The 24192-nt window shown below is 59.3% G+C and carries 25 protein-coding genes; 16 read left to right on the top strand and 9 right to left on the bottom strand.

Translation table 11 applies throughout. The features are described from left to right. Positions 1-250 precede the first annotated feature (250 nt). Together D4A39_RS07050 and D4A39_RS07045 are read left to right on the top strand one after the other, a co-directional pair. Positions 251-1453, top strand: coding sequence for a class I SAM-dependent rRNA methyltransferase (locus D4A39_RS07050; RefSeq protein ID WP_119918014.1), 1203 nt, complete (start codon positions 251-253; stop codon positions 1451-1453). Positions 1454-1476: 23 nt separating this feature from the next. Then, positions 1477-1809 carry a potassium channel family protein gene (locus tag D4A39_RS07045; RefSeq protein WP_022984917.1) on the top strand — a complete coding sequence of 111 codons (333 nt, stop codon included), beginning with the start codon at positions 1477-1479 and terminating at the stop codon, positions 1807-1809. Positions 1810-1815: 6 nt separating this feature from the next. On the opposite strand, the gene D4A39_RS07040 is transcribed toward D4A39_RS07045, so the two are convergent. The 4 genes from D4A39_RS07040 to D4A39_RS07025 form a co-directional block, all read right to left on the bottom strand. Next, positions 1816-2934: a YheT family hydrolase gene (locus D4A39_RS07040; RefSeq protein ID WP_119917759.1), complete on the bottom strand. Its 1119-nt coding sequence runs from the start codon at positions 2932-2934 to the stop codon at positions 1816-1818. A gap of 22 nt (positions 2935-2956) precedes the next feature. Then, on the bottom strand, positions 2957-3340 hold the full coding sequence (locus tag D4A39_RS07035; protein ID WP_119917758.1) for a nuclear transport factor 2 family protein: 384 nt from the start codon (positions 3338-3340) through the stop codon (positions 2957-2959). An 11-nt stretch (positions 3341-3351) separates the two neighbouring features. After that, entirely contained in the window at positions 3352-4314 is a 963-nt protein-coding gene (locus D4A39_RS07030) for an NAD(P)H-dependent flavin oxidoreductase (RefSeq protein ID WP_119917757.1), read from the bottom strand. Between the two features lie 118 nt (positions 4315-4432). After that, on the bottom strand, positions 4433-5050 hold the full coding sequence (locus D4A39_RS07025; RefSeq protein ID WP_119917756.1) for a TetR/AcrR family transcriptional regulator: 618 nt from the start codon (positions 5048-5050) through the stop codon (positions 4433-4435). A gap of 155 nt (positions 5051-5205) precedes the next feature. Between D4A39_RS07025 and D4A39_RS07020 the strand changes: the two genes are divergently transcribed. The 8 genes from D4A39_RS07020 (at position 5206) to D4A39_RS06985 (ending at position 11928) form a co-directional block, all read left to right on the top strand. Then, positions 5206-5649: a GAF domain-containing protein gene (locus D4A39_RS07020; RefSeq protein ID WP_081703624.1), complete on the top strand. Its 444-nt coding sequence runs from the start codon at positions 5206-5208 to the stop codon at positions 5647-5649. A 100-nt stretch (positions 5650-5749) separates the two neighbouring features. Next, positions 5750-6751, top strand: a complete 1002-nt coding sequence (locus tag D4A39_RS07015; RefSeq protein WP_147393892.1) for a putative solute-binding protein — start codon at positions 5750-5752, stop codon at positions 6749-6751. Next, on the top strand, positions 6751-7215 hold the full coding sequence (locus D4A39_RS07010; protein ID WP_119917754.1) for a hypothetical protein: 465 nt from the start codon (positions 6751-6753) through the stop codon (positions 7213-7215). Before D4A39_RS07015 ends, D4A39_RS07010 begins: the two co-directional genes overlap by 1 nt. A gap of 75 nt (positions 7216-7290) precedes the next feature. Beyond that, a complete protein-coding gene (creB, locus tag D4A39_RS07005) occupies positions 7291-7956 on the top strand; it encodes a two-component system response regulator CreB (RefSeq protein WP_022984909.1) in 666 nt (221 codons plus the stop codon). Further along, entirely contained in the window at positions 7953-9374 is a 1422-nt protein-coding gene (creC, locus tag D4A39_RS07000) for a two-component system sensor histidine kinase CreC (RefSeq protein ID WP_119917753.1), read from the top strand. Before creB ends, creC begins: the two co-directional genes overlap by 4 nt. Positions 9375-9501: 127 nt before the next feature. Beyond that, positions 9502-10860, top strand: coding sequence for a cell envelope integrity protein CreD (gene creD / locus D4A39_RS06995; protein ID WP_052017490.1), 1359 nt, complete (start codon positions 9502-9504; stop codon positions 10858-10860). Further along, positions 10857-11108: a hypothetical protein gene (locus D4A39_RS06990; protein ID WP_022984906.1), complete on the top strand. Its 252-nt coding sequence runs from the start codon at positions 10857-10859 to the stop codon at positions 11106-11108. Before creD ends, D4A39_RS06990 begins: the two co-directional genes overlap by 4 nt. Before the next feature lie 145 nt (positions 11109-11253). Continuing rightward, complete coding sequence (locus tag D4A39_RS06985; RefSeq protein ID WP_102792479.1) at positions 11254-11928, top strand: hypothetical protein; 675 nt, start codon at positions 11254-11256, stop codon at positions 11926-11928. A gap of 45 nt (positions 11929-11973) precedes the next feature. Here the strand turns inward: D4A39_RS06985 and D4A39_RS06980 are convergent, their stop codons facing one another. Next, positions 11974-12366: a hypothetical protein gene (locus tag D4A39_RS06980; protein ID WP_022984904.1), complete on the bottom strand. Its 393-nt coding sequence runs from the start codon at positions 12364-12366 to the stop codon at positions 11974-11976. A 127-nt stretch (positions 12367-12493) separates the two neighbouring features. Beyond that, positions 12494-13144 (bottom strand): TetR/AcrR family transcriptional regulator, encoded by a 651-nt coding sequence (locus tag D4A39_RS06975; RefSeq protein WP_022984903.1) that lies wholly within the window; start codon positions 13142-13144, stop codon positions 12494-12496. An 89-nt stretch (positions 13145-13233) separates the two neighbouring features. On the opposite strand from D4A39_RS06975, the gene D4A39_RS06970 reads away from it, so the two are divergent. Together D4A39_RS06970 and D4A39_RS06965 are read left to right on the top strand one after the other, a co-directional pair. Beyond that, the gene (locus D4A39_RS06970; protein ID WP_119917752.1) at positions 13234-14400 is read left to right on the top strand and encodes an efflux RND transporter periplasmic adaptor subunit; all 1167 of its coding nucleotides are present in this window, start codon (positions 13234-13236) and stop codon (positions 14398-14400) included. A gap of 12 nt (positions 14401-14412) precedes the next feature. Continuing rightward, entirely contained in the window at positions 14413-17475 is a 3063-nt protein-coding gene (locus D4A39_RS06965; RefSeq protein ID WP_022984901.1) for an efflux RND transporter permease subunit, read from the top strand. Between the two features lie 157 nt (positions 17476-17632). Here D4A39_RS06965 and D4A39_RS06960 read toward each other — a convergent pair whose 3' ends face one another. Beyond that, the gene (locus tag D4A39_RS06960; RefSeq protein ID WP_119918013.1) at positions 17633-18859 is read right to left on the bottom strand and encodes an alkaline phosphatase PhoX; all 1227 of its coding nucleotides are present in this window, start codon (positions 18857-18859) and stop codon (positions 17633-17635) included. A 168-nt stretch (positions 18860-19027) separates the two neighbouring features. After that, positions 19028-19498, bottom strand: coding sequence for a cupredoxin domain-containing protein (locus tag D4A39_RS06955; protein WP_147393891.1), 471 nt, complete (start codon positions 19496-19498; stop codon positions 19028-19030). Positions 19499-19523: 25 nt separating this feature from the next. Between D4A39_RS06955 and D4A39_RS06950 the strand changes: the two genes are divergently transcribed. Beyond that, positions 19524-20582, top strand: a complete 1059-nt coding sequence (locus D4A39_RS06950) for a transporter substrate-binding domain-containing protein (protein WP_233552434.1) — start codon at positions 19524-19526, stop codon at positions 20580-20582. A 101-nt stretch (positions 20583-20683) separates the two neighbouring features. On the opposite strand, the gene D4A39_RS06945 is transcribed toward D4A39_RS06950, so the two are convergent. Continuing rightward, a complete protein-coding gene (locus D4A39_RS06945) occupies positions 20684-21103 on the bottom strand; it encodes a PaaI family thioesterase (RefSeq protein WP_119917750.1) in 420 nt (139 codons plus the stop codon). Between the two features lie 159 nt (positions 21104-21262). Here D4A39_RS06945 and D4A39_RS06940 point away from each other — a divergent pair, with 159 nt between their 5' ends. The 3 genes from D4A39_RS06940 to D4A39_RS06930 all read left to right on the top strand — a co-directional run bounded on the left by D4A39_RS06940 (position 21263) and on the right by D4A39_RS06930 (position 24181). Continuing rightward, positions 21263-21559 (top strand): hypothetical protein, encoded by a 297-nt coding sequence (locus tag D4A39_RS06940; RefSeq protein WP_022984896.1) that lies wholly within the window; start codon positions 21263-21265, stop codon positions 21557-21559. An 85-nt stretch (positions 21560-21644) separates the two neighbouring features. Beyond that, the gene (locus D4A39_RS06935) at positions 21645-22877 is read left to right on the top strand and encodes a TolC family protein (RefSeq protein WP_022984895.1); all 1233 of its coding nucleotides are present in this window, start codon (positions 21645-21647) and stop codon (positions 22875-22877) included. A gap of 59 nt (positions 22878-22936) precedes the next feature. Beyond that, a complete protein-coding gene (locus D4A39_RS06930) occupies positions 22937-24181 on the top strand; it encodes an efflux RND transporter periplasmic adaptor subunit (RefSeq protein ID WP_022984894.1) in 1245 nt (414 codons plus the stop codon). Positions 24182-24192: the final 11 nt, after the last annotated feature.

Below are 24192 nucleotides of genomic sequence, written 5' to 3'. Positions count from 1 at the left end.
CCGGAATTGGGCGGAGGGGACTGTCAGTCCTGGTGTGGGAGTTTGCTTGCAAATGAAGCCTCTCTCGGCGCTGACAAGGCATGCCGCGTGCAAGCGCTCTCACACGGGGGTACCCATAACGGTGGCAGCGGTCGTTCGACCGCGATTCCCGTCATCCGGGCTGTTGCGCGGTGGAGCCGCCGCTCCCGCCACCAGACATCATCGCCCCTGTGCTATCATGCGTCCTTCCCGCCAGCCGTTTGTTGACACCATGACTGAAGCCACCCCTGTTATCCGCCTGCGTAAAAACGAAGAACGCCGTCTCAAGGCCGGCCACTTGTGGATCTATGCCAACGAGATCGACACCCGCCAGACACCCTTGAAAGAGTTGCCCGCCGGCGCAGCCTGCGTGGTGGAAGACAGTCGCGGCAAGCCGCTGGGGCGTGCGCTGCTCAGCCCTCATTCGTTGATTGCCGCCCGGGTCTACAGTCGTGATGTGAAGCAGGAACTTTCCCGCAGCTTTTTCAAGAAGCGCATCGAGCAGGCGCTGGCGCTGCGCGAGACGTTGTTCAGCGACCCCTGCTACCGGTTGATCTATGGTGAGGCTGATGGGTTGCCCGGGCTGGTGGTGGATCGTTTCAACGATGTGCTGGTGGTGCAAACAGGGTCTGGCGCCATGGAGGCGCACCTGGACGTTATCGTCAGTGCACTGGATGCGGTATTGAGTCCCTCTCATATCATTGCCAAGAACGAAGCGGCTGCCCGAGAAATTGAAGGGATGGACCGCTACACCAGGGCGCTGAAAGGAGAGTTGCTGGATAACGTGTCCCTGACGGAAAACGGGGCGCACTTTACTGCGCCACTGGCGGAAGGACAAAAGACAGGCTGGTTTTATGACCACCGCGCGGCACGTCAGAAAGTGGCGCCGTTGGCCAAAGGTGCCCGTGTACTGGACGTGTTCTCCTACTGTGGTGGTTGGGGGGTACAGGCCGCGCTTGCCGGTGCAGAGTCGGTTACTTGTGTGGATGCCTCAGAGGCCGCCATTGAGTATGTTCACCGCAATGCGGAGTTAAATGGGGTTGGCGACAAGGTGGGTTCCATTCAGGGCGATGCCTTTGCTGCCATGAAACAATTGATTGCCGACGGTGAAAAATACGATCTGGTCATTCTTGACCCGCCGGCGTTTGTGAAGCGCAAAAAGGATTTCAAGAACGGGTTGGCCGGTTACCACGCGATTAACGAGTTGGCCATGCGGTTGGTAAAACCGGGAGGCTATCTGGTGTCGGCATCGTGCTCCATGCATATGCCTGCCAGCCGCCTGCTGGATGTGATCCATTCAAGTGCTCGCCATATTGATCGCAGCATTCAGATTATTGGCTATGAAGGCCAGGGGCCAGACCACCCGGTGCACCCGGCGATTGCGGAAACAGCGTATCTCAAGAGCTGGATATGTCGGGTGAATTTTTCGTACTGATAGCAACTGGGAAGGGCGGATAAATGGAATTTACCCTGATTTTTCTTGAGCTTTTTTTTAGCGCCATGGGCTTGGGTTATCCTCTTTTATTATCTTTTTTTCTGATTATCACGTTGCTGGGACAATGGGTTGGACGCATGGAAGGCTGGAGCCGTTTCGATGCGTTTTACTGGTCCTTTATTACTGCGTTGACGGTGGGATATGGCGACTTACGCCCTTCCTGCCGCAAGAGCAAGTTGCTGGCACTGCTGGTGGCAACGCTCGGGATTATGTTCACCGGCGTATTTGTGGCGGTCACGGTGGCGGCAGCCACCGAGGCTTTTCATCATTATATGCCGGGCGCCAGACCGCTTTAAAACGGGTCAGTGGTTGAGCGGTGCGGTTGCCTGACGTTGTTGGTTCAGGTGCATGAAATAATCCGCCATGACGGCATTGGCCCAGCTGCGAGGGCGCCAGCCAGAAAAATAAGCACAATGACTGCCGCGCCGTGTTATCGCCAGAATGGCATGGGGAAGCTGCCTGATCAGTGGAATGTGTTCGTCGGCATTCTCGATGACGCAGACGGGATCATCTTCGGCGTTCAGAATCAGCATCGGAGTGACGATGCTCTTCATTACACCCACCGGGTTGCAGGCCTCCAGGTACGCGCTCTGGCTGGGGTAGCCTGCCAGAGCATGAATATGCTCGTGAAAACTCTGCAAGTCGTTTGCTTGTGCGCACTGCTGATAACCGGGCTTGGTGGAAAACTGGTCGGCGTAGGGCGTAACAAAGGTGCGAGCGAGCTTGCGGGCCATCATGCGGTTGTAGGGGGGGCGCGAGCGAAGAAACGCCACTTCTACGTTGTAGCCCGGGCAGTAGGCCATGGCTCCCTGAATGGGAGTGTTGTGGCCTTCCTCTCCCAGATAGCGCACCAACAAACCGGAGCCGGCAGAAATGCCCACCGCGTACAATGGCGAATGCGGGTAGCGCTGCGTGATAACGGCAAGTTGCTCGCGTAGATCTGCGGTGTCGCCGAGGGTGTTGATGCGGGGGGCCGTCAGCGGCAGTTCTGCATGGCCACGTCGGGTGCATACCACCACGCGCCAGCCGGTGCGCAACTGAAGGTCACGAACCAGTCCCCGCATGCTGTGAGGAGAGCCTGTAATAGTATGCAGAACCAGCAGAGTGGGCGTCTGTTCGGGCAAACTCTCGCCGAGCCAGTAGAGAGCGGTAGTGCCGCCATCGGCCATGGTCAGGATATCGTGGCTGTCGTACTGAAGGCGGCGCCCAAAGGCTTTTTTCAGCCCAAGAAAAATCAGTTGCAGGTGCGTGTTTGCCAGCCAGGGGGTGGGCGAATAACGTTGTGTCAGAGCGGGTATTGAGGCCACCGATTGGCGGTTGGCCTCGTTATCCTGGTAGATCAATCGGGGAGGCAGGGCAACCCGGGTCAGGTAATAGCCGACGGTCACAGCGACCAGCAGCATGGTGATAAACAGCCCCATGTGCCCCTCACCTCCGACGATGTTATTTCAGTGCTTCCAGCATCGCGGCCATACGCGTGCGTACCGTTTCGATGGCCTTGTAGGGACGAATCATCACTTTGAAATCGATGATTTTTCCCTCGTCGTTCCAGGTAATCATGTCGACACCGTTCACGGCGATACCCTCCAGCTCAAGGGCGAATTCCAGAATGGAATGCGGCCCCTCACTCACTTCCCGCACGTAGTGGAAACTGTCGTTAGCCAGTACATGCATGGCTGCCGTCAGGTAGGCAACCGTGAGAGATTTGCCTGCCTGGGGGGTATGCACCAGCGGAGAATGGAACACGGCGTCGTCGGCGACCAGCTGTTGAAGCTGGTCACTGCTTTTGCTTTTGACCACCTCATGCCAGGCGTTTAGTCCGTTCATATTGCCTCCGGTTAGCCCAGCAGAGCCTGCTTGGCCTGGGCGTATTCTTCGGCAAGGCGGGCAACGGCGTCGCCGGCACTGCCGATGGTTTCCACCGCGCCGATACCCTGGCCGCAGCCCCAGATATCTTTCCATGCCTTTTTGTCGCTGTTGCCACCGGATCCGAAGTCCATGGCAGACGGGTCACTTTCCGGCAGGTTGGTTGGGTCCATGCCAGCATTGATGATGGACGGGGCCAGGTAGTTGCCGTGCACTCCGGTGAACAGGTTGCTGTAGACGATATCTTCGGCGCTGCTGTCCACGATCATCTGCTTGTAGGCCTGGTCTGCGTTGGCTTCTTCGGTGGCAATGAACATGGAGCCGATGTAGGCCAGATCCGCGCCCATGGCCTGGGCGGCAAGAACGGCGCGGCCGTTGGCGATGGAACCGGACAGGGCCAGCGGGCCGTCGAACCACTCGCGCAGTTCCTGGATCAGCGCGAAGGGTGACTGGGTGCCTGCGTGACCACCGGCACCTGCAGCCACGGCGATCAGGCCATCGGCGCCTTTCTCAATGGCCTTGCGGCCAAAGCGGTTGTTAATCACATCGTGCATGACGATGCCGCCCCAGCCGTGGACCGCCTGGTTGACTTCTTCGCGGGCGCCCAGGGAAGTGATCACCATGGGCACCTTGTACTTGGCGCACAACTCCAGGTCTTTTTCGAGACGGTCGTTGGAGCGATGCACAATCTGGTTGACGGCGAACGGGGCGGACGGTTGATCCGGGTGGTCGCGATCCCAGGCTGCCAGCTCTTCGGTAATGCGGTGCAGCCACTCATCCAGCTGGGACAGCGGGCGGGCGTTCAGCGACGGGAAAGAGCCGATGATTCCGGCTTTGCACTGGGCCAGCACCAGATCCGGGTTGGAAATGATGAACAGGGGGGAGCCCATCACCGGCACGCGGAGACGAGAGCGAATGGATTCTGGCAATGACATGCGGAGGTCCTCTCAAAAAAAGGCCCCGGGTATACAGGCGGGGCATAATGGAATACCAGTAAAATTTACACCGTATATTTTTGTGCGGTCAAGTCCCGTTTGTCTGCGCGGCGTGAAACTAGTCGTCGAGACGGGGAGGGTGCACTTTCATGCCTGCGTAAAGGGTGCGCATGATTTTCTCGCGCAGGGTGTGGCCATCCATGCCGCGCAGGCCGCTGCCCAGGTCCAGCACCACGATGCCGTGCAGTGAGGCCCAGAACATGTAGCCGATCAGCTGGGCATCGCCTTCCAGCAAGCCGGCGGCGATCATGCGGCGGACATAATCCACCATATTCTCCTGGGCGCGGGCGTTGGCGGCCCGCAGTTCCGGGTAGCGCTCTTCATTGGGCTGGTTCAGCGTGAAGATCAGTTGGTAGGCGGCGGGATAGCGAGTGGCAAAGTCCACGTAGGCATCCCCTACCGCACGGCCCATGCTGCGAGCATCCGGGGCATTGGCCACGGCGGCCTCCAGGCCTTCCGAGAAACGGTTGAAGGCCGCCGCCCTCACGGCGGCCAGGATTTCGTCCTTGTCCTTAAAATAGCGATAGGGGGTCATCGGGCTGACGCCCAGCTCACTGGCAATCTGCCGCATGGTCACGTTTTGGGGCCCGCGCTCAATAAACAGGCGGGTTGCCGCGTCACAAACCGATTCGCGAAAGGCGGCGATTTCGGCGTCGGTCTTTGCTTTCTTGGCCACGCTGGGTGCTCCGGACAAACAGGCGTACAGTGTAAACCAAGCTTGGCTCGGCTGCCGATGCCCCGTTGCGCGGTCGCATTCGGCGGATGGGCATGAAACTTGAATGTCCTCACTACGACAAAAGCACCAGGCTTTCCCCAAATACAGGAATCAACGTGCCTTTACCCCCGGATTTCATGCAGGCCCGCGTCGACGCGGTCAAGAATCGGCTGAATGTGCAGGTGTGCAGCCTCTATCAGGCCGATATTGTTAACGAGACGCTGGAGATCGTGGCGACCAGCGGCTTGAACCAGAAGGCGCTGGGCGCGGTGCTTTCCTGGCGGCAGGGTTTGACCGGCAAGGTGGCGCGCTCCCGCAGCCCGGTGGTGGCTCGCGAGATTCGCAACCATGCGGATTACTATCACATCCCCGGTTCTGATGAAGAGCACTTCCAGAGCTATCTGGGCATCCCGCTCGAATATGACAGCATTCTCTATGGCGTGCTGGTGGTGCAGACCGAAGCGAAGAAAACTTTTTTCCTCAAGGACATCCGTGAGCTGCACAGTGCCGGGCGGGATTTGCTGGACGCCCTCAAGCTCGGAGCCCGGCAAGCCGGTTAGTGTTGCAGGCGTACCCCGGTAGAGTAGGATGCATGGGTCCGGTTTGTCTCCTTTCTGGCAGACCGCTTCTGCTTGAAGACACTGCTTGAAAGGGACAACCATGATAATAATAAAACGTCTGGCCTTGCTGCTGGCGATAGCCATGATGCTGTGCGCGGTAACGTCGCGCGCATCCGCCAATACCCTGTGTGTTTTCAGTCTGATTGGCGCCCAGGGTGAGCTATGGGAGCAGATGCAGGATTACCGCATCGCCGCTGCCAGCTGGGGCACGCCAATCACTCTCCGGGTTTTCACCGATGAGCGCGTTGCGGCCGAGGATTTCAAGGCCGGCTTTTGCGATGGGTTGATGATGACGGGCATCCGTGCTCGCCAGTTTGTGCCCTTCTCCGGCAGTGTCGATGCCATCGGTGGGCTGGATTCCTACGTGGCGCTACAGGCGCTGATCGAATTGCTGGCACACCCAAAGCTGGCGGCAAGCCTGCGCCATGGCGCCTATGAAACCGCGGGCATCCTTCCGCTGGGTGCGGCCTATCTCTTCATCAACGATCGCACCATCAACAGTGTGGAGAAGATGGCCGGCCACACCATGGCAGTGTTTGATAATGACCGGGCTCAATCCCTGATGGCCGAGCGCATCGGCGTGAGGCCGGAGCTGTCGGATATCAGCAACTTTTCCTCGAAATTCAATAACGGGGTGGTGGATGTGATCGCTGCCCCTGCGGTGGCCTATCGCCCGTTGGAGCTGTATCGCGGGGTGGGGGTGAAAGGCATGGTCGTGAAGATGGCCACAGTACAGCTCACTCTACAGTTGGTGCTGCGCCATGAGCGTTTTTCTGACGAATTCATGGCGCGTTCGCGTCGCTACTTTGCAGACCAGTTTGAGCAGGCCATGGAGGTCGTGCGTGCAGCAGAGGATGAGCTGCTGTTCTTCTACCCGCCACCGGACAAGGACCAGGAACGCTATGTCGAGATGATGAATGACGCGCGGCTGTTCCTGATAGACGCGGGCGTCTATGACACGGCAATGATGACATGGATGAAAAAGGTGCGCTGCAAGGTGGACCCCGTCCGTGCGGAATGCGGCAACGGGAGTCCCTGGTGATGAAAAGAAAAATACGAGGGTGGATTCTGGTTTTATGCAGCCTCTCTGGCAGTGTGTATGCCGATGGGCCTGGGTCTCTGATCGTGCAATATGAAAATGCATTGCGGCAGCAGAGCAGCGCCAAACTGGAGGCGGTGCTGTCTGAAAAGCTGAGTGTTGAGGTAACCCTGCTGATGGCGGATGAAGATCCCGTTACGGTGTCTCTGAGTCGGGATGAATTCTTGCAGCAGCAGCGGGCGTTATGGTTGTTTTCGACAGAGCATGCGTTTGAATTTTCCCGGCCGGTCGTGAAACAGGTGAGCCAGGAAAGTGGCCGGCAGCGATGGGAAGTCACGCTTGAGCAACAGGAACGCTATGCGCTGTTCCGGAGTACCCTGAAGCGAGACAACCAGATCACCCTGGTCGTGGAGCAGCATGATGATGTACAGCGCATTTTCGCAATGAACGTGGTGACGCGGGAGTGATAGCGCCACAGGGGGAGGGCGTTTTTCAAAGGCTCCCTGCTATCATGCCGATGTGACCGACCAGGATGTGCGCCCGTGACCCGAATATTGATTGTTGATGATGAACCCCGTATCGCCGAACCCTTGATCTATGCGTTGGAGCGTGAGCATTTCTCGGTGGCGCATGTGGCCTTGGGCGAGGCGGCGCTGGCATGTCTGGCCCGTGACAATGTGGACCTGGTGATCCTGGATGTGGGCTTGCCGGATATCAATGGTTTTGAGGTGCTCAAGCGGCTGCGCCAGAGTAATGAGGTTCCGGTGCTGTTCCTGACGGCTCGCCAGGATGAGGTAGACCGTATTCTCGGGTTGGAGCTGGGCGGCGATGATTACGTCACCAAGCCATTCAGTCCCCGTGAAGTGGTGGCACGGGTGCGTGCCATTCTCAAGCGTCAGGGGGGCAACGGGTCCCGCTCAGCCGTACCACTCTGGCAACTGGATGAAGCCGGTGCCCGTGTTCTCTGCAAGGGCGAGCCGTTATCGCTAACCCGTTCCGAATTTTTGATTTTGGCGGCCCTGCTACGTCACCCTGGCCAGGTCTTCAGCCGCGCACAGTTGCTGGATATCTGTGATAGCGACGAGGACAGTTTTGAACGCAGTGTCGATACCCATATCAAGACACTGCGTGCCAAGCTTCGGCCCTTGCAGGCGGATAGCCTGCTGGCCACCCGGCGGGGCCTGGGGTACTACCTGGAGTCAGCGTGAAACTCGGCCAGCGGATTCTGCTGTTTTATTTTTTGATCCTGGGGTTGTTGGGTTGGTTTGTGCTGGACCTGGTATTCGACCGGGTCAAGCCGCTGGTGCGGCAGTCTGCGGAAGAAACCCTGGTCGACGCGGCCAACTTGTTGGCAGAAATGGTCGCGGTGGAAGCCAAAGACGGTGTGGTGGTGGTCACCCCGCAATTACGTGAGGCCCTGAACCGATACGCAGGGCGTACCCCGGATGCCGATATCTGGGGCATGAAGAAAGTGGCGATTCATACCCATGTCTATATCACCAGCCCGGAGGGCATCGTGTTGTTCGATTCCCGTGGCCGGGATGAAGGGCAGGATTTTTCCCTCTGGAATGATGTGTATCTGACCTTGCAGGGGCGCTACGGTGCGCGCACTACTCGCACTGACCCTGCCGATCCTTCGACCTCGGTCATGTATGTGGCGGCGCCGATTCGTCATGAAGGGCAGCTGATCGGTGTGATCAGCCTTGGCAAGCCTGGCCTTTCGCTGTCGCCGTTTGTGGATCGCGCGGAGCGCGCTTTGTTGTTGTATGGCGGTGGCGTACTGCTGCTGTGTTTGCTGCTCGGCGGCGTGCTGGCTTTCTGGCTGAGTCGCCGGGTTAACCTTTTGCGCGATTATGCCGAGGCAGTGGCCAGCGGCGAACGGGTCGCGCCCCCGCAGTTAAAGGGCAAGGATGAAATTCAGGCGCTGGCAGAATCGGTGACCGCCATGCGTCGGCGGTTGGAGGATCGTGCCCGGTTGGAAGACAACGTCACTCTGCTGACCCATGAAATGAAAAGTCCGCTGGCGGCCATCCGCGGTGCCGGTGAAATCCTCGCCGATGAAGTGCGCGACCCGGCCCTGCAGCGGTTCACCGAAAATGTGGTGCATGAAAGCGTGCGGCTCAGTGATCTGCTGGACCGCTTGCTGGCCATGGCACGTTTGGAAAAACTGGAAAGCCTGCCGGCTCAACGGGCGCCGGTGGCGGTAGCCAGGCTGGTAGTCGACTGGCAGGCCAGCCGATATGCGCTGCTAGCCGAAAAATCGGTGTCGGTGGCGGTGGAGGATCAGGTGATAAACGTGGAACCCGAAACCTTTCAGCTGGCCCTGTTCAATCTGCTCGACAATGCCCTGCGCTTTGCCGAGCCGAATAGCGTGATACGGGTACATGGCGATGGCCATCAGCTCCGCGTTGAAAACCGCGGGCCGGTGATTCCGGATTACGCGCTTTCCCGCGTCACTGAACGTTTCTATTCGCTACCCGCGCCGGGTCAGGAAAAGAGTTCCGGGCTTGGCCTGGCCATGGTGCAGGAAATTGTCCAACTGCATGGCGGCGAACTCGTCGTGGAGAACACGGGCGCCGGCGTGGCAGTCACCCTGAAACTTGCCCCGTCGGAGCGAAGCGAATAACCGACGCCCCTGCGTCGGGGGGTTGTGTATCCTTTAGTTCTAAGCCGCCTTCCCCACACAATCCCCACATAACCCTCAACTCTGCCGTTCAGACTCTCCTCTGATGATGACTGCGAGGGAAAAGGCAATGCGACCCAATTTGTTAATAAAGATGCTGACCATCGGCGGGCTGATGCTGGTGCTGGTGGTGCCGTTACTGATGATTCAGGGAAAGATCTCTGAGCGGGAAAGCGAAGCGTGGCAGGTCGGGGACCAGATCGCCAGACAGATCAGTGGAGAACAACAGCTGGGTGGCCCCATGATTGTGGTGCCCCGGACAGTAAGAAGCTGGAGCGAGAAGCCGGATTGCGAGGGTAGTGGCTGCATGACTGTGCGCCATCATATCGAGTTGGACAGCCTAATCCCCGACAGCCTGTCGCTGGATGGGGACATGCAGACGGAGATGCGATATCGCGGAATTTATGGTGTGCCGGTCTATCGTACCCTGCTCCATCTGGAGGCGGTTTTTCCTGCCAACTGGCGTGAGCCGTCGTCTGATGCCCGGGTGGTGTCCTCGTCATCGCCTTTGCTGTTATTTCAAATCAGGGATCTTCGGGGTCTGGTAGAGCGCCCCCAGGTTCTGGTTAATGATGTCCCGCTGGCGTTGATGGAAGCAGAGCAACTACCAAAGGGAGTAGGAACCCATGCCATTGCCGTGGCGTTACCCGACACCTTGCAGGGAGCATTCACCGTCAAGATTCGACTCAACCTTAACGGTACCCAATCGTTCGGCATGCTGCCGTTGGCCAAGGAGACCCGTATGGCATTGCGGTCAGACTGGCCCCATCCGAGTTTCGAAGGCCTGGTGCTGCCAGTGGAGCGCGAGATCAGCGATGCAGGCTTCACCAGTCAATGGCGTACCAACAGTCTGGCGGCGGCCAGTGCCATTCACTGTGCCCGGGGGGATGCGGCCTGCGGTGATGCGGATCAGGCGTTGCGGGTACGGCTGGTGCAGCCGGTTACCGGTTTGCTCTCCAGTGAGCGGGCACTGAAATACAGTTTTCTGATCGTCGGCCTGACGTTTGCCGCATTCTTTCTTTTTGAGGTTCTTCGCCGCTACCCCCTGCACGCCATGCAGTACTTGTTGGTGGGGTTGTCGTTGGCCATGTTCTACATGTTGCTGGTGGCGTTGAGTGAGCACATCGACTTTGCGTTGGCCTATGCCTGCGCCGCGCTGGCCTGTTGTGCCCTTATTGGGGTGTATCTAATGGCGGTGATGCGTTCGTTAAAAAGTGGCTGGCTGTTTGCAGGGAGTTTGCTGCTGGTGATGGTGTTGATCTACGGCATTCTGATGGCAGAAGACTACGCCTTGCTGATGGGGGCCCTGCTGTTGTTTGCCGCACTGGCCAGCGTCATGTTGGTGACGCGAAAACTGGATTGGTACAGCTTTGCTTCGGTGCGTAAAACCGGCCAGGAAAGTCTGTTGAAAGAGCGAAACATGCCATGAAAAAAAAGGAAAGGGCGCGGGTCATGGTGTTGTTGAAGGAAGCCGATGCAACGCCGCTATTCCACCGCTATTGCTGCATGCAGGCGTTGAGAGTGGTGCAACAATCGATGGCAACAAATGGCGATGATCCGGTTGCCATTGGGTTGCTGGCCGCAATCTGGCTGAGGCTTGGGGCCTCCCGGCGGGCACGTGGCCTGTTGCAAAGCCGTATTGTGCAGCGCAGCAAGATACCTCATCCCCAATACTGAAACCGGTGAGGGGCATTTATGTTGTTTATTTTAGTTCGCTATTGCGAAATTGTGACAATTGCATTAATTCTGAATCCGGGTCAGGGAAGGATGTAATCAGACCTGAGGCAGTACTGGCCTGTCTTTTCAATTCAGGGAGAAAATGATGAACAAGAAAACGATGCGTGTTGCGATGGCCACGGTGATTGCTGCTGCCGGCCAGCATGTAATGGCGGAAGCGCCTTCCTACAATTACGTGCAATTCGACTATGTGGTGTCTGGTGATACCCAACTAAAATCCTCCGGGCTCAGCAGTGAGAGCCTGGATGTAGAGCAGGGTTTTGCCCTGCAAGGCGCGTTCGAGATTGGCGATTATATGCTGGTCATGGGACGTCACCACGCGCTGGATTACGATGACAGTGATGGCACCTTTCTGGGCGTAGACAATGCCGTGATTAACGACATGACGTTTATCGGGGTGGGCGCGCATCTTCCCATTGCTGACATGCTGGATGTGTATGGAGCCGTGGGTTTCAGTCGCCCCACTTACACCAATGTGGCCGGTGAAGGCTATGGTCTGGAAGTGGGTGCCCGGGTGAACGTCGAGATGATCGAAGCGGCCCTGTGGTACAACATGGGCAGTACCGATACCAAGGCAGGCAGTCAGACTGTCGACATAGATCCGGAGCTGTTGGGGCTGGATGTGGCCATTTCGTTTGCGCCGGAAGCTCCGCAACTGGTGCTGGGATATGTCGATGCGACACACGAACTGAAGGCCGGTGCTACAGATGCGGATATTGAGTACGATTACTTTTCTATTGGGGTAAGGAAATCGTTCTAACCCTAACCGAAGAGTCAAAAAAGGCCTGCTTTGCAGGCCTTTTTTTTAGTCGTGCCAGCCGTTCACTTTGCCGGAGCAAACCCAGTCCATGGAGCCTTTGGTAACGCCAATCCACTTATAAGAGTAGCGACCATTGGCGCGGTAGGTCGACCAGTTCTTGGTTTTGCCGGGAGAGATCCCGGATGCACCGCAGTCTTCCGTGCCGTCTTTGCGCTCGTTGCAGAATCGGGCATAGATACGGTGGTCACAGACGTTGCGGTAGGTAACGATAAACTGACCTTCGGAATACTGACTCCAGCGATCATTATCGACCACCATGCAGGGGCTGTTTCTGCTGGTTTTTCCGTCCCAGCAGGTATCGTCGTCCACGGATGAGTAGTAATCCGCCAGGGTAAGTGCCGGTAGCAGCAGGGCGGCAAGGCCAAACGTCCATTTCATGATTTCGCTCCCTTAAAGAATGTTGGGCCGACACAAACAACAGAGCCGACCGTTACATTCTAGGGAGTGCGTGCACGCAAAGCGTACCCCATATGGGGTAGGTTTCCGGGCATTGTGTAGCGAAGTGTTAAGCGCTGGAACCTGGGGGGACACCGTAAGCGCGCAGGAACATGTCGACGACCTGTTCGGCGTGGGGTTGGGCTTCGCAGGCGGTCATGGGCTCGGAGTAACCGATCATGACGCGCATGTGCTCACAGCCCTGCAGCAAACTGAAAAAGTTATTGGCGGCCTGACGCGGATCGGGCACGTCCAGCAGGCCGGCATCGCTGGCATGACGGACCAGGTTTTCCATGGCGGTCAGCGTACGCTGCGGGCCGGCTTCGAAAAACAGCTGTGACATGGCCGTGTCCTGGGTGGCCAGGCTGCCCATCAGGCGCTGAAGCTCAATCACTTCCGGGGTGTGGATCAGGTCCAGAAACGCCAGCCCGATCCGGGTCAGGGTGGTGCGGATCGGTTGCCCGGGTTCCAGCTCGAAAATCGGCATGGGCAACATGTTCTGGCATTTCGCTTCGATAGCGGCGGAGAACAGGGTCTCCTTGTCGCTGAAGTGACTGTAGACGGTGAGTTTGGAGACGCCGGCTTCTTTGGCGACAGCATCCATGCTGGTGCCGCTGAATCCCCCGGCAAGAAACAGGGTTTTCGCCGCTTCCAGGATGGCTGCGCGCTTGGCGGGGTCTTTGGGGCGGCCGCGATTGGCCGCAGGGACGGTCTGGGTCATATTTTCAATACTGGACGGTTCAGTTTAACAAACTTACTATACTCGCCAGTATAGCATACCGGCAATGACCGGTGACCGAGGGTACTGACATGTTGCGTAACACCGTATTCCCTGGCCTGCTGGCCGGTTTGCTGGCTCTGCAGGGGTGTTCCGATGGGGACACCAACCACAACGAGATTCCCCGTCCGGCGCTGGTGACCCAGCCGTTATCGGCCAATGTGGGGCAGGATGTGTTCCCGGGCGAAATCCGGGCGCGCTATGAACCGCAGCTGGGATTCCGCATTGGAGGCAAGATCAGCCAGCGGCAAGTGGATGTGGGGGACCGGGTCAGTAAGGGCACCAGTCTGGCCAAGCTGGATACCGACGATGTGCGCTTGCAGCTGGATGCGGCACGGGCCCAGTTTGCCTCTGCCCAGGCAGATCACAAGCTGGCTAGAAGCGAGCTGGAGCGCTATCGCGAACTGCTGGAGCGCAGGGTGATCAGCCGGTCCCAGTTTGATTCCTTCGAAAGCCGCTTCGATGCCAGTGCTGCCCAGCTGCGTCAGGCCCGTGCCAATCTGGATGTGGCCCGCAATCAGGCAGATTACGCCTCCCTGAAGGCCCCCCGTGACGGCGTGATTGCCCAGCGTCTGGCGGAAGCCGGGCAGGTGGTGGCCGCCGGCCAGACGGTGTTTGTGTTGGCTGCCGATGGTGATCGCGAAGTGCGCATTGATCTGCCCGAGCAGGATGTAGGCCGGTTTACCATCGGCATGCCGGTGGCCATTGAACTATGGTCCCGTCCGGGGCAGGTCTTCCCTGGCAAACTGCGTGAGCTGTCGCCAGCGGCGGACCCCCGTTCGCGGACCTATGAAGCGCGAGTCGCTTTTGACAACGACCAGGTCGGAGCGGAGCTTGGCCAGTCTGCCCGGGTATTTGTCAGTGGGGCAGACAATGATGTGCTCAGCATTCCCCTCTCCGCCCTGACCGCGGAAGAAGACGCGACCTATGTGTGGGTAGTGAATCCGGACGACAGCGCCCTGGTAAAAACCCTGGTGGAAGTGGGCCCCTACCAGGAGCAGGTGGTGCCGGTGCTGTCCGGCTTGCAGGCCGATGACTGGATTGTGGCCGCAGGCACCCATCTGGTGCGCGATGGCCAGGTGGTGATTCCCGTGGATCGCCAGAACCGCCAGGTGGAGCTCGCCGCCACGGCAGAGGTGTCGCAGCAGGAATCTGCCCCGGCCGAGCCGGCAGACGAACCTGTCGATCAGGGCGAATAAGGGGAGCTGGCCATGTCGTTCAACCTGTCGGAATGGGCACTGAAAAACCGCGCGCTGGTGCTCTATGCCATGTTGCTGCTCGGTGCCATCGGGGCGATTTCCTACGCCAATCTTGGCCAGAGTGAAGATCCGCCGTTCACCTTCAAAGTCATGACTATCAATACCCTGTGGCCCGGTGCCAGTGCCGAAGAAGTCTCCCGGCAGATTACCGAGCGCATTGAAAAGAAATTGATGGAAACCGGTGACTTCGAACGCATCCAGTCTTACTCAAGGCCGGGTCAGTCGCTGGTCATGTTTATGGCGCGGGACGAAATGCGCTCAACCGATATCGATGATCTGTGGTACCAGGTGCGCAAGAAAGTGGGCGATATCCGCCACACCCTGCCACAGGATGTGCGCGGCCCATTTTTCAATGACGAGTTCGGTACCACCTTTGGCAATATCTATGCGCTCACCGGCAAGGGCTTCGATTACGCCATCATGAAAGACTACGCCGACCGTTTGCAACTAACGCTGCAACGGGTGGACGACGTCGGTAAGGTGGAGTTGATTGGCCTGCAGGATGAAAAAATCTGGGTCGAGATTTCCAACACCAAACTGGCTTCGCTGGGGATCCCCCTGGTAACGGTGCAGCAGGCACTACAGTCGCAGAATACGGTTGCCGATGCCGGTTTTTTTGAAACCCCGACCGATCGTGTACGTTTGCGCGTATCGGGTGAATTCACCAGCGTAGATGACATTCGCAACTTCCCGATTCAGGTCGACAACCGCACCCTGCGTCTCGATGACATCGCCAATGTGTACCGTGGCTTCAGTGACCCGTTCCAGCCTCGCATGCGTTTCATGGGAGAAGATGCCATTGGTATTGCTGTTTCCATGAAAGAAGGCGGGGACATTCTTCAGTTGGGTGAGAACCTGGACAAGGCGTTTGCCGAACTTCAGAAAAGCCTTCCCATCGGTATGGAGCTGCGCAAGGTTTCCGATCAGCCAGCGGCGGTGGAAGCCGGGGTGGGCGAATTCGTTCAGGTGTTGATGGAAGCGTTGGTGATTGTGCTGCTGGTGAGTTTTTTCTCGCTGGGTTGGCGCACCGGCATGGTGGTGGCACTGTCGATTCCGCTGGTGCTGGCGATCACCTTTGCGTCCATGAAGTATTTTGATATCGGCCTGCACAAGATTTCTCTCGGGGCGCTGGTGCTGGCGCTGGGGCTGATGGTGGACGATGCCATCATTGCCGTGGAGATGATGGCCATCAAGATGGAGCAGGGCTTCAGTCGCCTCAAGGCAGCGGGCTTTGCCTGGACCAGTACCGCGTTCCCCATGCTCACCGGGACCCTGATCACCGCGGCCGGCTTCCTGCCCATTGCCACCGCAGAATCCAGCACCGGGGAATACACCCGCTCCATCTTCCAGGTGGTGACGATTTCGTTGCTGGCGTCCTGGGTGGCGGCGGTGGTGTTCGTGCCGTATCTGGGGGACAAGTTGCTGCCGAGCCTGGTGCGTCATAACCGTGATGGCGAAGTGCACGACCCTTACCAGAAACCGTTTTATCGCAAGTTCCGCCAATGGGTGGAGTGGTGTGTGCGTTACCGCAAAACGGTGATTGCCATTACGGTCGGCATCTTCTTTTTCTCGGTCTTCCTGTTCCGTTTTGTGCCGCAGCAGTTCTTCCCGGCTTCAGGACGTCTGGAGCTGATGGTGGACCTGAAACTGGAAGAAGGGGCCTCGCTCAATGCCACCCAGGAATTGGCGTTGCGTCTGGAAAACCAGCTTGGCGAAAACCCGCTGATTGAAAATTACGTGGGCTACATGGGAAGCGGATCGCCCCGTTTCTATCTGTCTCTGGATCAGAAGTTGCCGGCCGCATCACAGGCACAGTTTGTGATCCTGACTCGCAATGTGGAAGAGCGCGAAGAAGTGCGAAGCTGGTTGATTCAGTTGCTCAACGATCAGTTCCCGACGGTGCGCAGTCGTGTATCGCGTCTGGAGAACGGGCCACCGGTGGGTTACCCGCTGCAATTCCGTGTTTCCGGTGAACACATTCCGCAGGTGCGCGAGTTGGCTCGCCGGGTAGCAGAAAAAGTGCGTGCCAATCCGCACACCATCAACGCGCATCTGGACTGGGAAGAGCCCAGCAAGGTAGTGCGTCTGAATGTGGACCAGGACCGTGCCCGGACCCTGGGTATCAGCACCCAGGATTTGTCGGTGGCGCTGCAGGCGTCCCTGTCCGGGGTGGTGGTGAGCCAGTTCCGGGAAGACAACGAGCTGATCAATGTGGAAGTGCGTGGCGACAGCCGCGAGCGACACGCCCTTGGGCTGCTTGGCAACCTGGCCGTACAAACGGAAAACGGGCGGGTGCCGTTGAACCAGATCGCGACACTGGAGTATGGCTTTGAGGAAGGCATCATTTGGCACCGGGACCGGTTGCCCACGGTGACCATTCGTGCGGACATTGCCGATGATGCGCTACCGGCCACGCTGGTGAACGAAATCATGCCGACCCTTGCCGCGGTGCAGGCAGACCTGCCGCCGGGTTACCTGTTGGAAGTGGGCGGTACGGTGGAAGAGTCGGCCCGTGGCCAGCAATCCGTGAATGCAGGCATGCCCCTGTTCGTGCTGGTGGTGATTACCTTGTTGATGTTGCAGCTACGCAGCATGCCGTTGTCACTGATGGTCTTTGTGACCGCGCCGCTGGGGCTTATCGGCGTCACCCTGTTCCTGTTGTTGTTCCAGAAACCGTTCGGCTTTGTGGCCATGCTCGGCACCATCGCTTTGGCGGGCATGATCATGCGTAACGCGGTGATTCTGGTGGACCAGATTGGTCAAGACATGGCGCAGGGGCTGACCGCCTGGGATGCGATTATCGAATCCACCGTGCGCCGCTTCCGGCCCATCGCCCTTACCGCCCTGACCGCGGTGCTGGCCATGATTCCGCTGTCGCGCAGCGTGTTCTTTGGCCCCATGGCCGTGGCAATCATGGGGGGCTTGATTGTCGCCACCGCCCTGACTCTGCTGTTCCTGCCGGCACTCTATGCGGCCTGGTTCCGGGTCAAGGAAGAGCACGCGCCACAGCCGTAACGAACGCTGAATCTGTTGCCGGACAGTTTCCGGTATTCCCCTTGCCCCGGCCCCTGCCGGGGCTTTTTTATGGTTCATCACGGATTTCCGCGAAAGCCTGGTTTAATTAATGCCCTTTTTCCGTAGGAGCGTCGGTTATTCGCTCCTGCTACACGCTTCAGAGCGTCACGAATTGCTGGAATGGCCCGGTGATTTCGTAGGTAATGCCGAAGCCGTTGCCGCCACCAAAAATGTCACTGCCCCGTTGCGAACTGAAGTACAGACGGGTGCCATCCGGGCTGAAGGCCGGGCCGGTAATCTCGGAATCATCCTGGCCGGTGACCTGCAACAGCGGGGCCACCTTGCCATCCGTATCAATCACCACAATTTGCATGTCGCCACCGTCTTCGGCCACCAGCAGGTCGCCACCGCTGGAGACAGTCAGGTTGTCCACACCGGTGAGAATCGGGTTGGTTGAGGTGGCGGCATCGTAGACCACCGTGAGCCGATTCAGATTGGTGTCCAGCTGCCACACCTTGTTGTCACCCTTGGTGGTGAAATACACAAAACCGTGGCTGTACCAGCAGCCCTCGCCACCATCGAAGGCGCTGCTTTGGGGCAGTTGTTCACGGGTGGGTGTCTGCAGGGCATTGGGGGTGGGGTTGGGCAGGTCCAGCCACTCCACATACCCCTGGCTATCCATGGCCGCCACTTGCAGGATCCCCTCATCCAGATTCAGGGAGCCATCGTGATGGTGGCCAGCGGGGATAAAGCGGTAGAAACGACCGTCGCCTTCGTCTTCGGTGAGATAGACCATGTTGAACACCGGGTCTACTGCCGCGGCTTCGTGTTTGAAGTAACCCAGACCACGACGCACCCGGGCCGGGCTGGCGCCAAACGGGTCGCACTCGTACACGCGGCCGAAATCCACTTCTTCACAGGACAGCCAGGTCTGCCAGGGGGTCGGGCCACCAGCACAGTTGATGTTGGTGCCGCCCAGAATCCGGTAAGCGTCGTTGATGCTGCCATCGGCATGGAAACGGATGGCGCCGGCGCCGCCGCCCAACAGGCTGATGGTTTCGCTGTTGGACACATACACCCAGCCGCCATCCGGGGTGGCGAAGGTGGCGCCACCGTCGGGGTAGCTGTGCCAGCGGTAGTGGGTACGGTTCCAGAAACTGCGTCGCACCCGTTGTCCGGCGGCGGCAATCACTCGGGAGGAAAAGCCCGCAGGCAGGCGAATGCCGTTGGCATCGGGGCCCTGCAATTCGCCAATGTTGGCGAGGGTGCGGGCGGCCAGCGGCTGACTGATCGCCAGCAAACTGGGGCCAATGGCCAGGGCGGCAAGGCCGGTTGAGCCTTTCTTCAACAGGTCGCGACGGGACAGGGCTGCCTTGTTGTGCACGGTGGCTTCCTCCATGAAAGTGAATGGACAGGCGGCAAGCCTAGCGAGGAAATAAGTCAATTAGGGTGACAGCGTGCAGACCTTGCCAGTGCACCCCATGAAGCCGGTCACGTTTCTTGCCAGCGTAACCAAAAGTTCACTCTGTGGTGCGGCCGGGACCTGGCCGGTTCAGGGTGTTGCGGGAAGCACCTGGATGGGCAGCGGTGGGGAATGTCCCTGATGCTCGGCGCGTACACAGCGCAGCTCGAACTCGCCCACCTGATCAAAGCGCCAGGGCAGGGTCACGGTGCTGCCGGGTTCGCTGAGTCGGGTATTGGGGTAGTCCTTGCGCAAGTCCGGCATCAGCCGGTGGATCAGGTTCTGGTCGCGTAACGCGGTGCCGTCCCCCAGGGCGAACAGGTGCCAGTCGGTGCTGTGATTGGTGACGGATAACGCCACGGCGGCGGTGTGCTGCACACGCAATGTGGCCGGTTGCCAGTGGTGGCCGAAACTCACGGGCAGTGCCGGCAGCGGGCCGGGTTCGCGCAGGGCGGTGCCGCCGGCCATGGGGATCTCGTCTGGCAAGATGCCGTGGGCCCCGCTACCCTGCGCGGCAAGCATATGAAAAATGATAACGATGGCCGCGAGCGTCTGCTTCATGGGGTGCCGGGTCGGAGGGATAACATTGACTGCCAGAATACCGCTTTTCCTGTTCGCCTGTCTGTGGGTGTTGCTTTCGTCTGTCGTATCGGCGGCACCACTCACGGTGGCCGTGAAAGCGTCACCGCCGTTCAGCTATCCGGAAGGGGATCGCTGGGACGGTGTGAGTGTGGAACTGTGGGAAAGCGTGGCCGACAAGGCCGGGCTGGAATATCGCCTGCGTCCCTACAAGACCCTGGCAGACATGCTGGAAGCGGTAGAGTTGGGCCAGGCTGATGTGGCCATCGGTGCCATCAGTGTTACCGCCGAGCGCGAGCGGCGATTGGACTTTACCCAGCCCATGTACCGGGCCGGGTTGGGTATCGCCACCCGCAGTGAGCCCGGCGGCTGGAGCACCACGTTGCGCAGCCTGTTCAGCTGGAAGTTCTTTTCGGCCGTGCTGGCACTGGTGCTGGTGTTGCTGCTGGTCGGGTTGTTGATCTGGTTGCTGGAGCGACGCAAGAACCCGCAGCAATTCGGTGGCAGTGTCAGCGAAGGGATTGGCAATGGTTTCTGGTGGTCTGCGGTAACCATGACCACAGTGGGGTATGGCGACAAGGCGCCGGTGAGTCTGGGTGGCCGGGTGCTGGGGCTGGTGTGGATGTTCGTCAGCATTATCACCATTTCCGGTTTTACGGCGGCCATTGCTTCCAGTGTGACCGTGAACCAGCTGCAAACCCGTATTGATGGCGCCGGTGATCTGCCGCGTGTCACTGTGGCGGCCGTTGCCAATACCAGTGGCGCCCAGTGGCTGTCGGCCAATGGCATCAAACACCAGCGTTTTGATAACACCGAAAAAGCGCTGCGAGCGGTAGCCCTGGGTCAGGCGGATGCTGCGGTAGGGGATGCGCCGGTGATGCGCTATATCCTGAGTGAGCGTGAAGACGACAATCTATTGGTGCTGCCCAAGCTGGTCCGCGAAGAAAGTTATGCCTTTGCCGTGGCCAACGGTAGCCCGCTGCGCGAAACCCTGGACCAGGCCATGCTGGATATCCTGCCCACGGAAAGCTGGCGCATGGTGCTTAACCGCTATCTGGGGCAGTGAAGGCAGTTGTCAGCTATCCGCTTTGAGGAAACGCCAAGAAAAACCATTGCCCATTTCGAAGGGGTGGGTTTTGCTCTTCCTTGTAGCTCACAGCTGATCGCTTAAACCGACAGGATAGACTTGGTTACCGAACCGGTAGCGATCAGTCGCTCTTCGCCGTCGGCATTTACCGCATAGGCTTCCGCGCGCATGGCTGCCAGGGTCCGGCCGATGCGGTCGGCGCGGCCGCGCAGCACTACGGTTTCGCCTTTCTGGGCGGCTCGTAACACGCTGTTGTGGGTCTCGATGGTCACTGGTGCCTGGTTGTCCTTGAGCAGCGGCACCGCGGCAAAGAAACAGGTCACATCCATCAACGCATAGAGAATGCCGCCATGCAGGGCGCCCAACGGGTTGGCGGTAAAATCATTCACCTGAAAGCGGAGCTCGCTGGTGCCTTCCCCTGCATGCAGCAGTTCCAGCTCGCAGGCACGGTGCAGCGGGTGGGCAAGGACATCATCGCGGGCAACATCAAGGCGGCTCATGGGGTTCTCTCTGTGGGGGTGGGGAGCAAACGCGGGCGCTACTTTGCCTGCGCTTTGGTCACTTGTGAATGACCGTGGGGAACCGCCCGGTTTGACCGTGGTCCCAATATTTCGCAAGATATCCGTTCCGCTCTATGGATTAATTCGACGGCGACCCTCATGAAAGCTCTGGTCTGGACATTGCTGCTTGTCATCGGCACTCACGTGCTGGTGCTGGATGCCATGCACCACGAGCACGATGAAGGCGTTGCCTACGAGCAGGTCCAACAGGATGAGGCCCATCAGGATGTGCTGGACCGTGGCGGTGAGCATTGCTGCCAGTGCCATGGCTTCATGACCGGCATCGATTGTGCCCCGGCCCGCCAGCCTGCGCCGGCCCGCCAACTGACAGCCCTGCCCCCGGCCCTGCCGGATGCCCCCGCGGATACCCCTTTCCGCCCACCGATAACCGCCTGATTTTTTCGCACTGAGTGCTGCGCCGACGGGCTTGTTCTGCCCCGGCATGGCGACGTTTTGTGTCTAAAAAATCAGGAGCTTCCCCATGGGAATTCCCACCGCAGTGCGCACCGGCGCGCTGTTTATCCTGCTGTGTGTACAGCAGCCGGCGCTGGCCAGCAGTGCCGCCGATTGGGCGGCCTGGGTCCGCCAACAGGTCAACCAATTGCCCGCCAGTCGTGCCATTGCCGCCCGGCAGGAACAGTGGCTGGCAGACAACCGCAACGCGGCCCAGCCGCTCTATAACCCGGCGCTCAACATCGGGTACGAAGACAGTGTTGATGTGACCAAGACCCTTGGCGTCAGCCAGACCCTGGACTGGTCCGGCAAGGGCCGAGCCCTTGGCGAGGCCCGCCAGCAGCGCGATGCCGTGGCGGTGTTGCGGGCCGACAAGGCCCGCGCCGATCTGCTGGCTCAAAGCCTGCGCGCCCTGGTGGCGTATGACGCAGCCCACGCCCGCTTGCTCGCCGCCCGTGAGCAGGAGCGTCAGTTGATGGCACTGGCGGACCTGATGCGGCGCCGTGAACAGGCCGGCGATGTAGGCCAGGTGGATGCCCGCCTGACGATGCTGTCCGTGGGCCAGGCCCAGCAGGCGTTGGCAGAAGCCGAAGCGATGACCACCGCAGCCGTGACCCGCCTGCGCGAAGTCATGGCGCTGTCGTCGCCGGCCTATCCGCTACCGGAAGATGCCACCGTGCAAGGGCTGGCGATACGGGGTGGGGTGGACACGCGGCTGGCCGCCAACTACGACCTGCAACTGGCCGAACAGCAACTGGCGTTGGCCGAGCAGGGCGTGACCGTCGCCGACCGGCAACGCAACAGCGACCCCACCTTGGAAGTGCGTTTCGGCAAGGAAGACGATGCCAACCTGTGGGGCGTGGACTTCAGTCTGCCGCTGAACATTTTCAACAGTGGTAAACCTGCCTACCAGCAAGCGCTGGCAGACAGTGATGCCCAGCGCGCCCTGTTGGAGAAAACCCGCAACGATATCCGGGCCCGTTTGGAAGGGGCTCGCGACAATTTTCGTCAGCAACAGCGGCGTTGGGACACCTGGCAACAACTGGCAGAGAGTCGCCTGGACGACAACGACACCTTGCTGAAACGGGTCTGGGAGCAGGGTGAACTCACCACCCAGAACTATCTATTGGCGCTGAACCAGAGCCTCGACACCCGCCTGTCCGGCATCGCCCTGCGCGAAGCCATGCAACAGGCCTGGATCGAATGGCTCCAGCAAAGCGCTCAGCTGGATGCGTGGTTAACCGCACTGGCGAATCCCTGACACGCCGTAGGCGCGGCGCTTGCGACGCTCCTGCAAAGGCCAAAAAATTGGAAATTTTTATGAAAACGCAAAATAAGTTCATGAAAACGCCATTGGCGATCGCGCTGCTGGCCACCCTTTCCTTCCCTGCCTGGGCGGGTGATGACCACGGTCATGATCACGATACGGCACAGGAAAAAAGCGAATCTCATACCGGGGAATCCCACGACGATCACAATGCCCAGGATGCGCATGGCGACGACAACGCCAGTCATGATCATCAGACCGAACACGGTGAGCAGAATGAGCATGAAGAAACCGGCGTGACCCTGACGTCGGAACAACAAGCCATGCTCAACCTGCAAATCCTCACCCTGCAGCCGCAGCAGAATGCCACCCAAACCCTGACCGTCCCGGCGGAAATCACCAGCAACCAGTACCGCACCTGGGTGGTGCCGGTGCGTATCGACTCCCAGGTGCAGTCACGCAGCGCGACCCTCGGGCAGCACATGACACAAGGCGAGCCCATTGCCACCCTGTTCAGTCCGGCCATGGCCGAGTTGCAAAGCGACCTGCAAGTGGCGGCGGATGCCTGGCGGCGAGTGAACAATCTTGGCCGCCGGACCGTGGGCAACCAGCGCTATCTGGATGCGCAAAGCCAGTACCAGTCTCTGCGTGCCCGGGCCAAAGGCTACGGGCTGGATGACACGGCCATCGCCGCTATCGAAGCGGGAAAAAGCGAAAAAGGGGTCTACACGCTAACCGCCCCGGACGATGGCCTGGTGCTGGACGATGCCTTCCAGCAAGGCCAATGGCTCACTGCCGGTAGCGCCCTGGTCACCCTGGTGGATGAATCGGAACTGTGGGCCGAAGCGGCCTTGCCGCCCAGCCCCGGTTTGCACATCGCTACCGGCACCCCGGCGAAGGTCATCATCGGTGAGACCAAGGTGGCCGGCGAAGTGATTCAGTCTGGTCATCGCCTGAACCCGATTACCCGCACCTTGTCCGTGCGGGTGGCAGTGCCGAATGCCGGGCATCTATTGCACCCGGGCATGTTCGCCGATGTGGCGTTGCTGCTGGCGGCACCGGAGAACGCCCTAACCGTACCGGAAGAAGCGCTCACCCGTGGGCCCGATGGCGATTGGCAATTGTTTGTGGAAGAAGAGTCCGGCCATTACCAGCCGGTAGAAATCGAACTCACCGGTCAGCTCGGTGAACAACGCATCGTGACTGGCATTGAGCCGGGCACGCGGGTGGTCACTCGCGGCGCGTTTTTTCTCGCCAGTGAAATGGCCAAGTCCGGTTTCGACATCCACAACCACTGAGGATCACCGTC

The sequence above is a fragment of the Alcanivorax profundi genome (genome assembly GCF_003597125.1).
Taxonomy (GTDB): domain Bacteria; phylum Pseudomonadota; class Gammaproteobacteria; order Pseudomonadales; family Alcanivoracaceae; genus Alcanivorax; species Alcanivorax profundi.
This window is presented reverse-complemented; position numbering and strand designations above follow the sequence as displayed.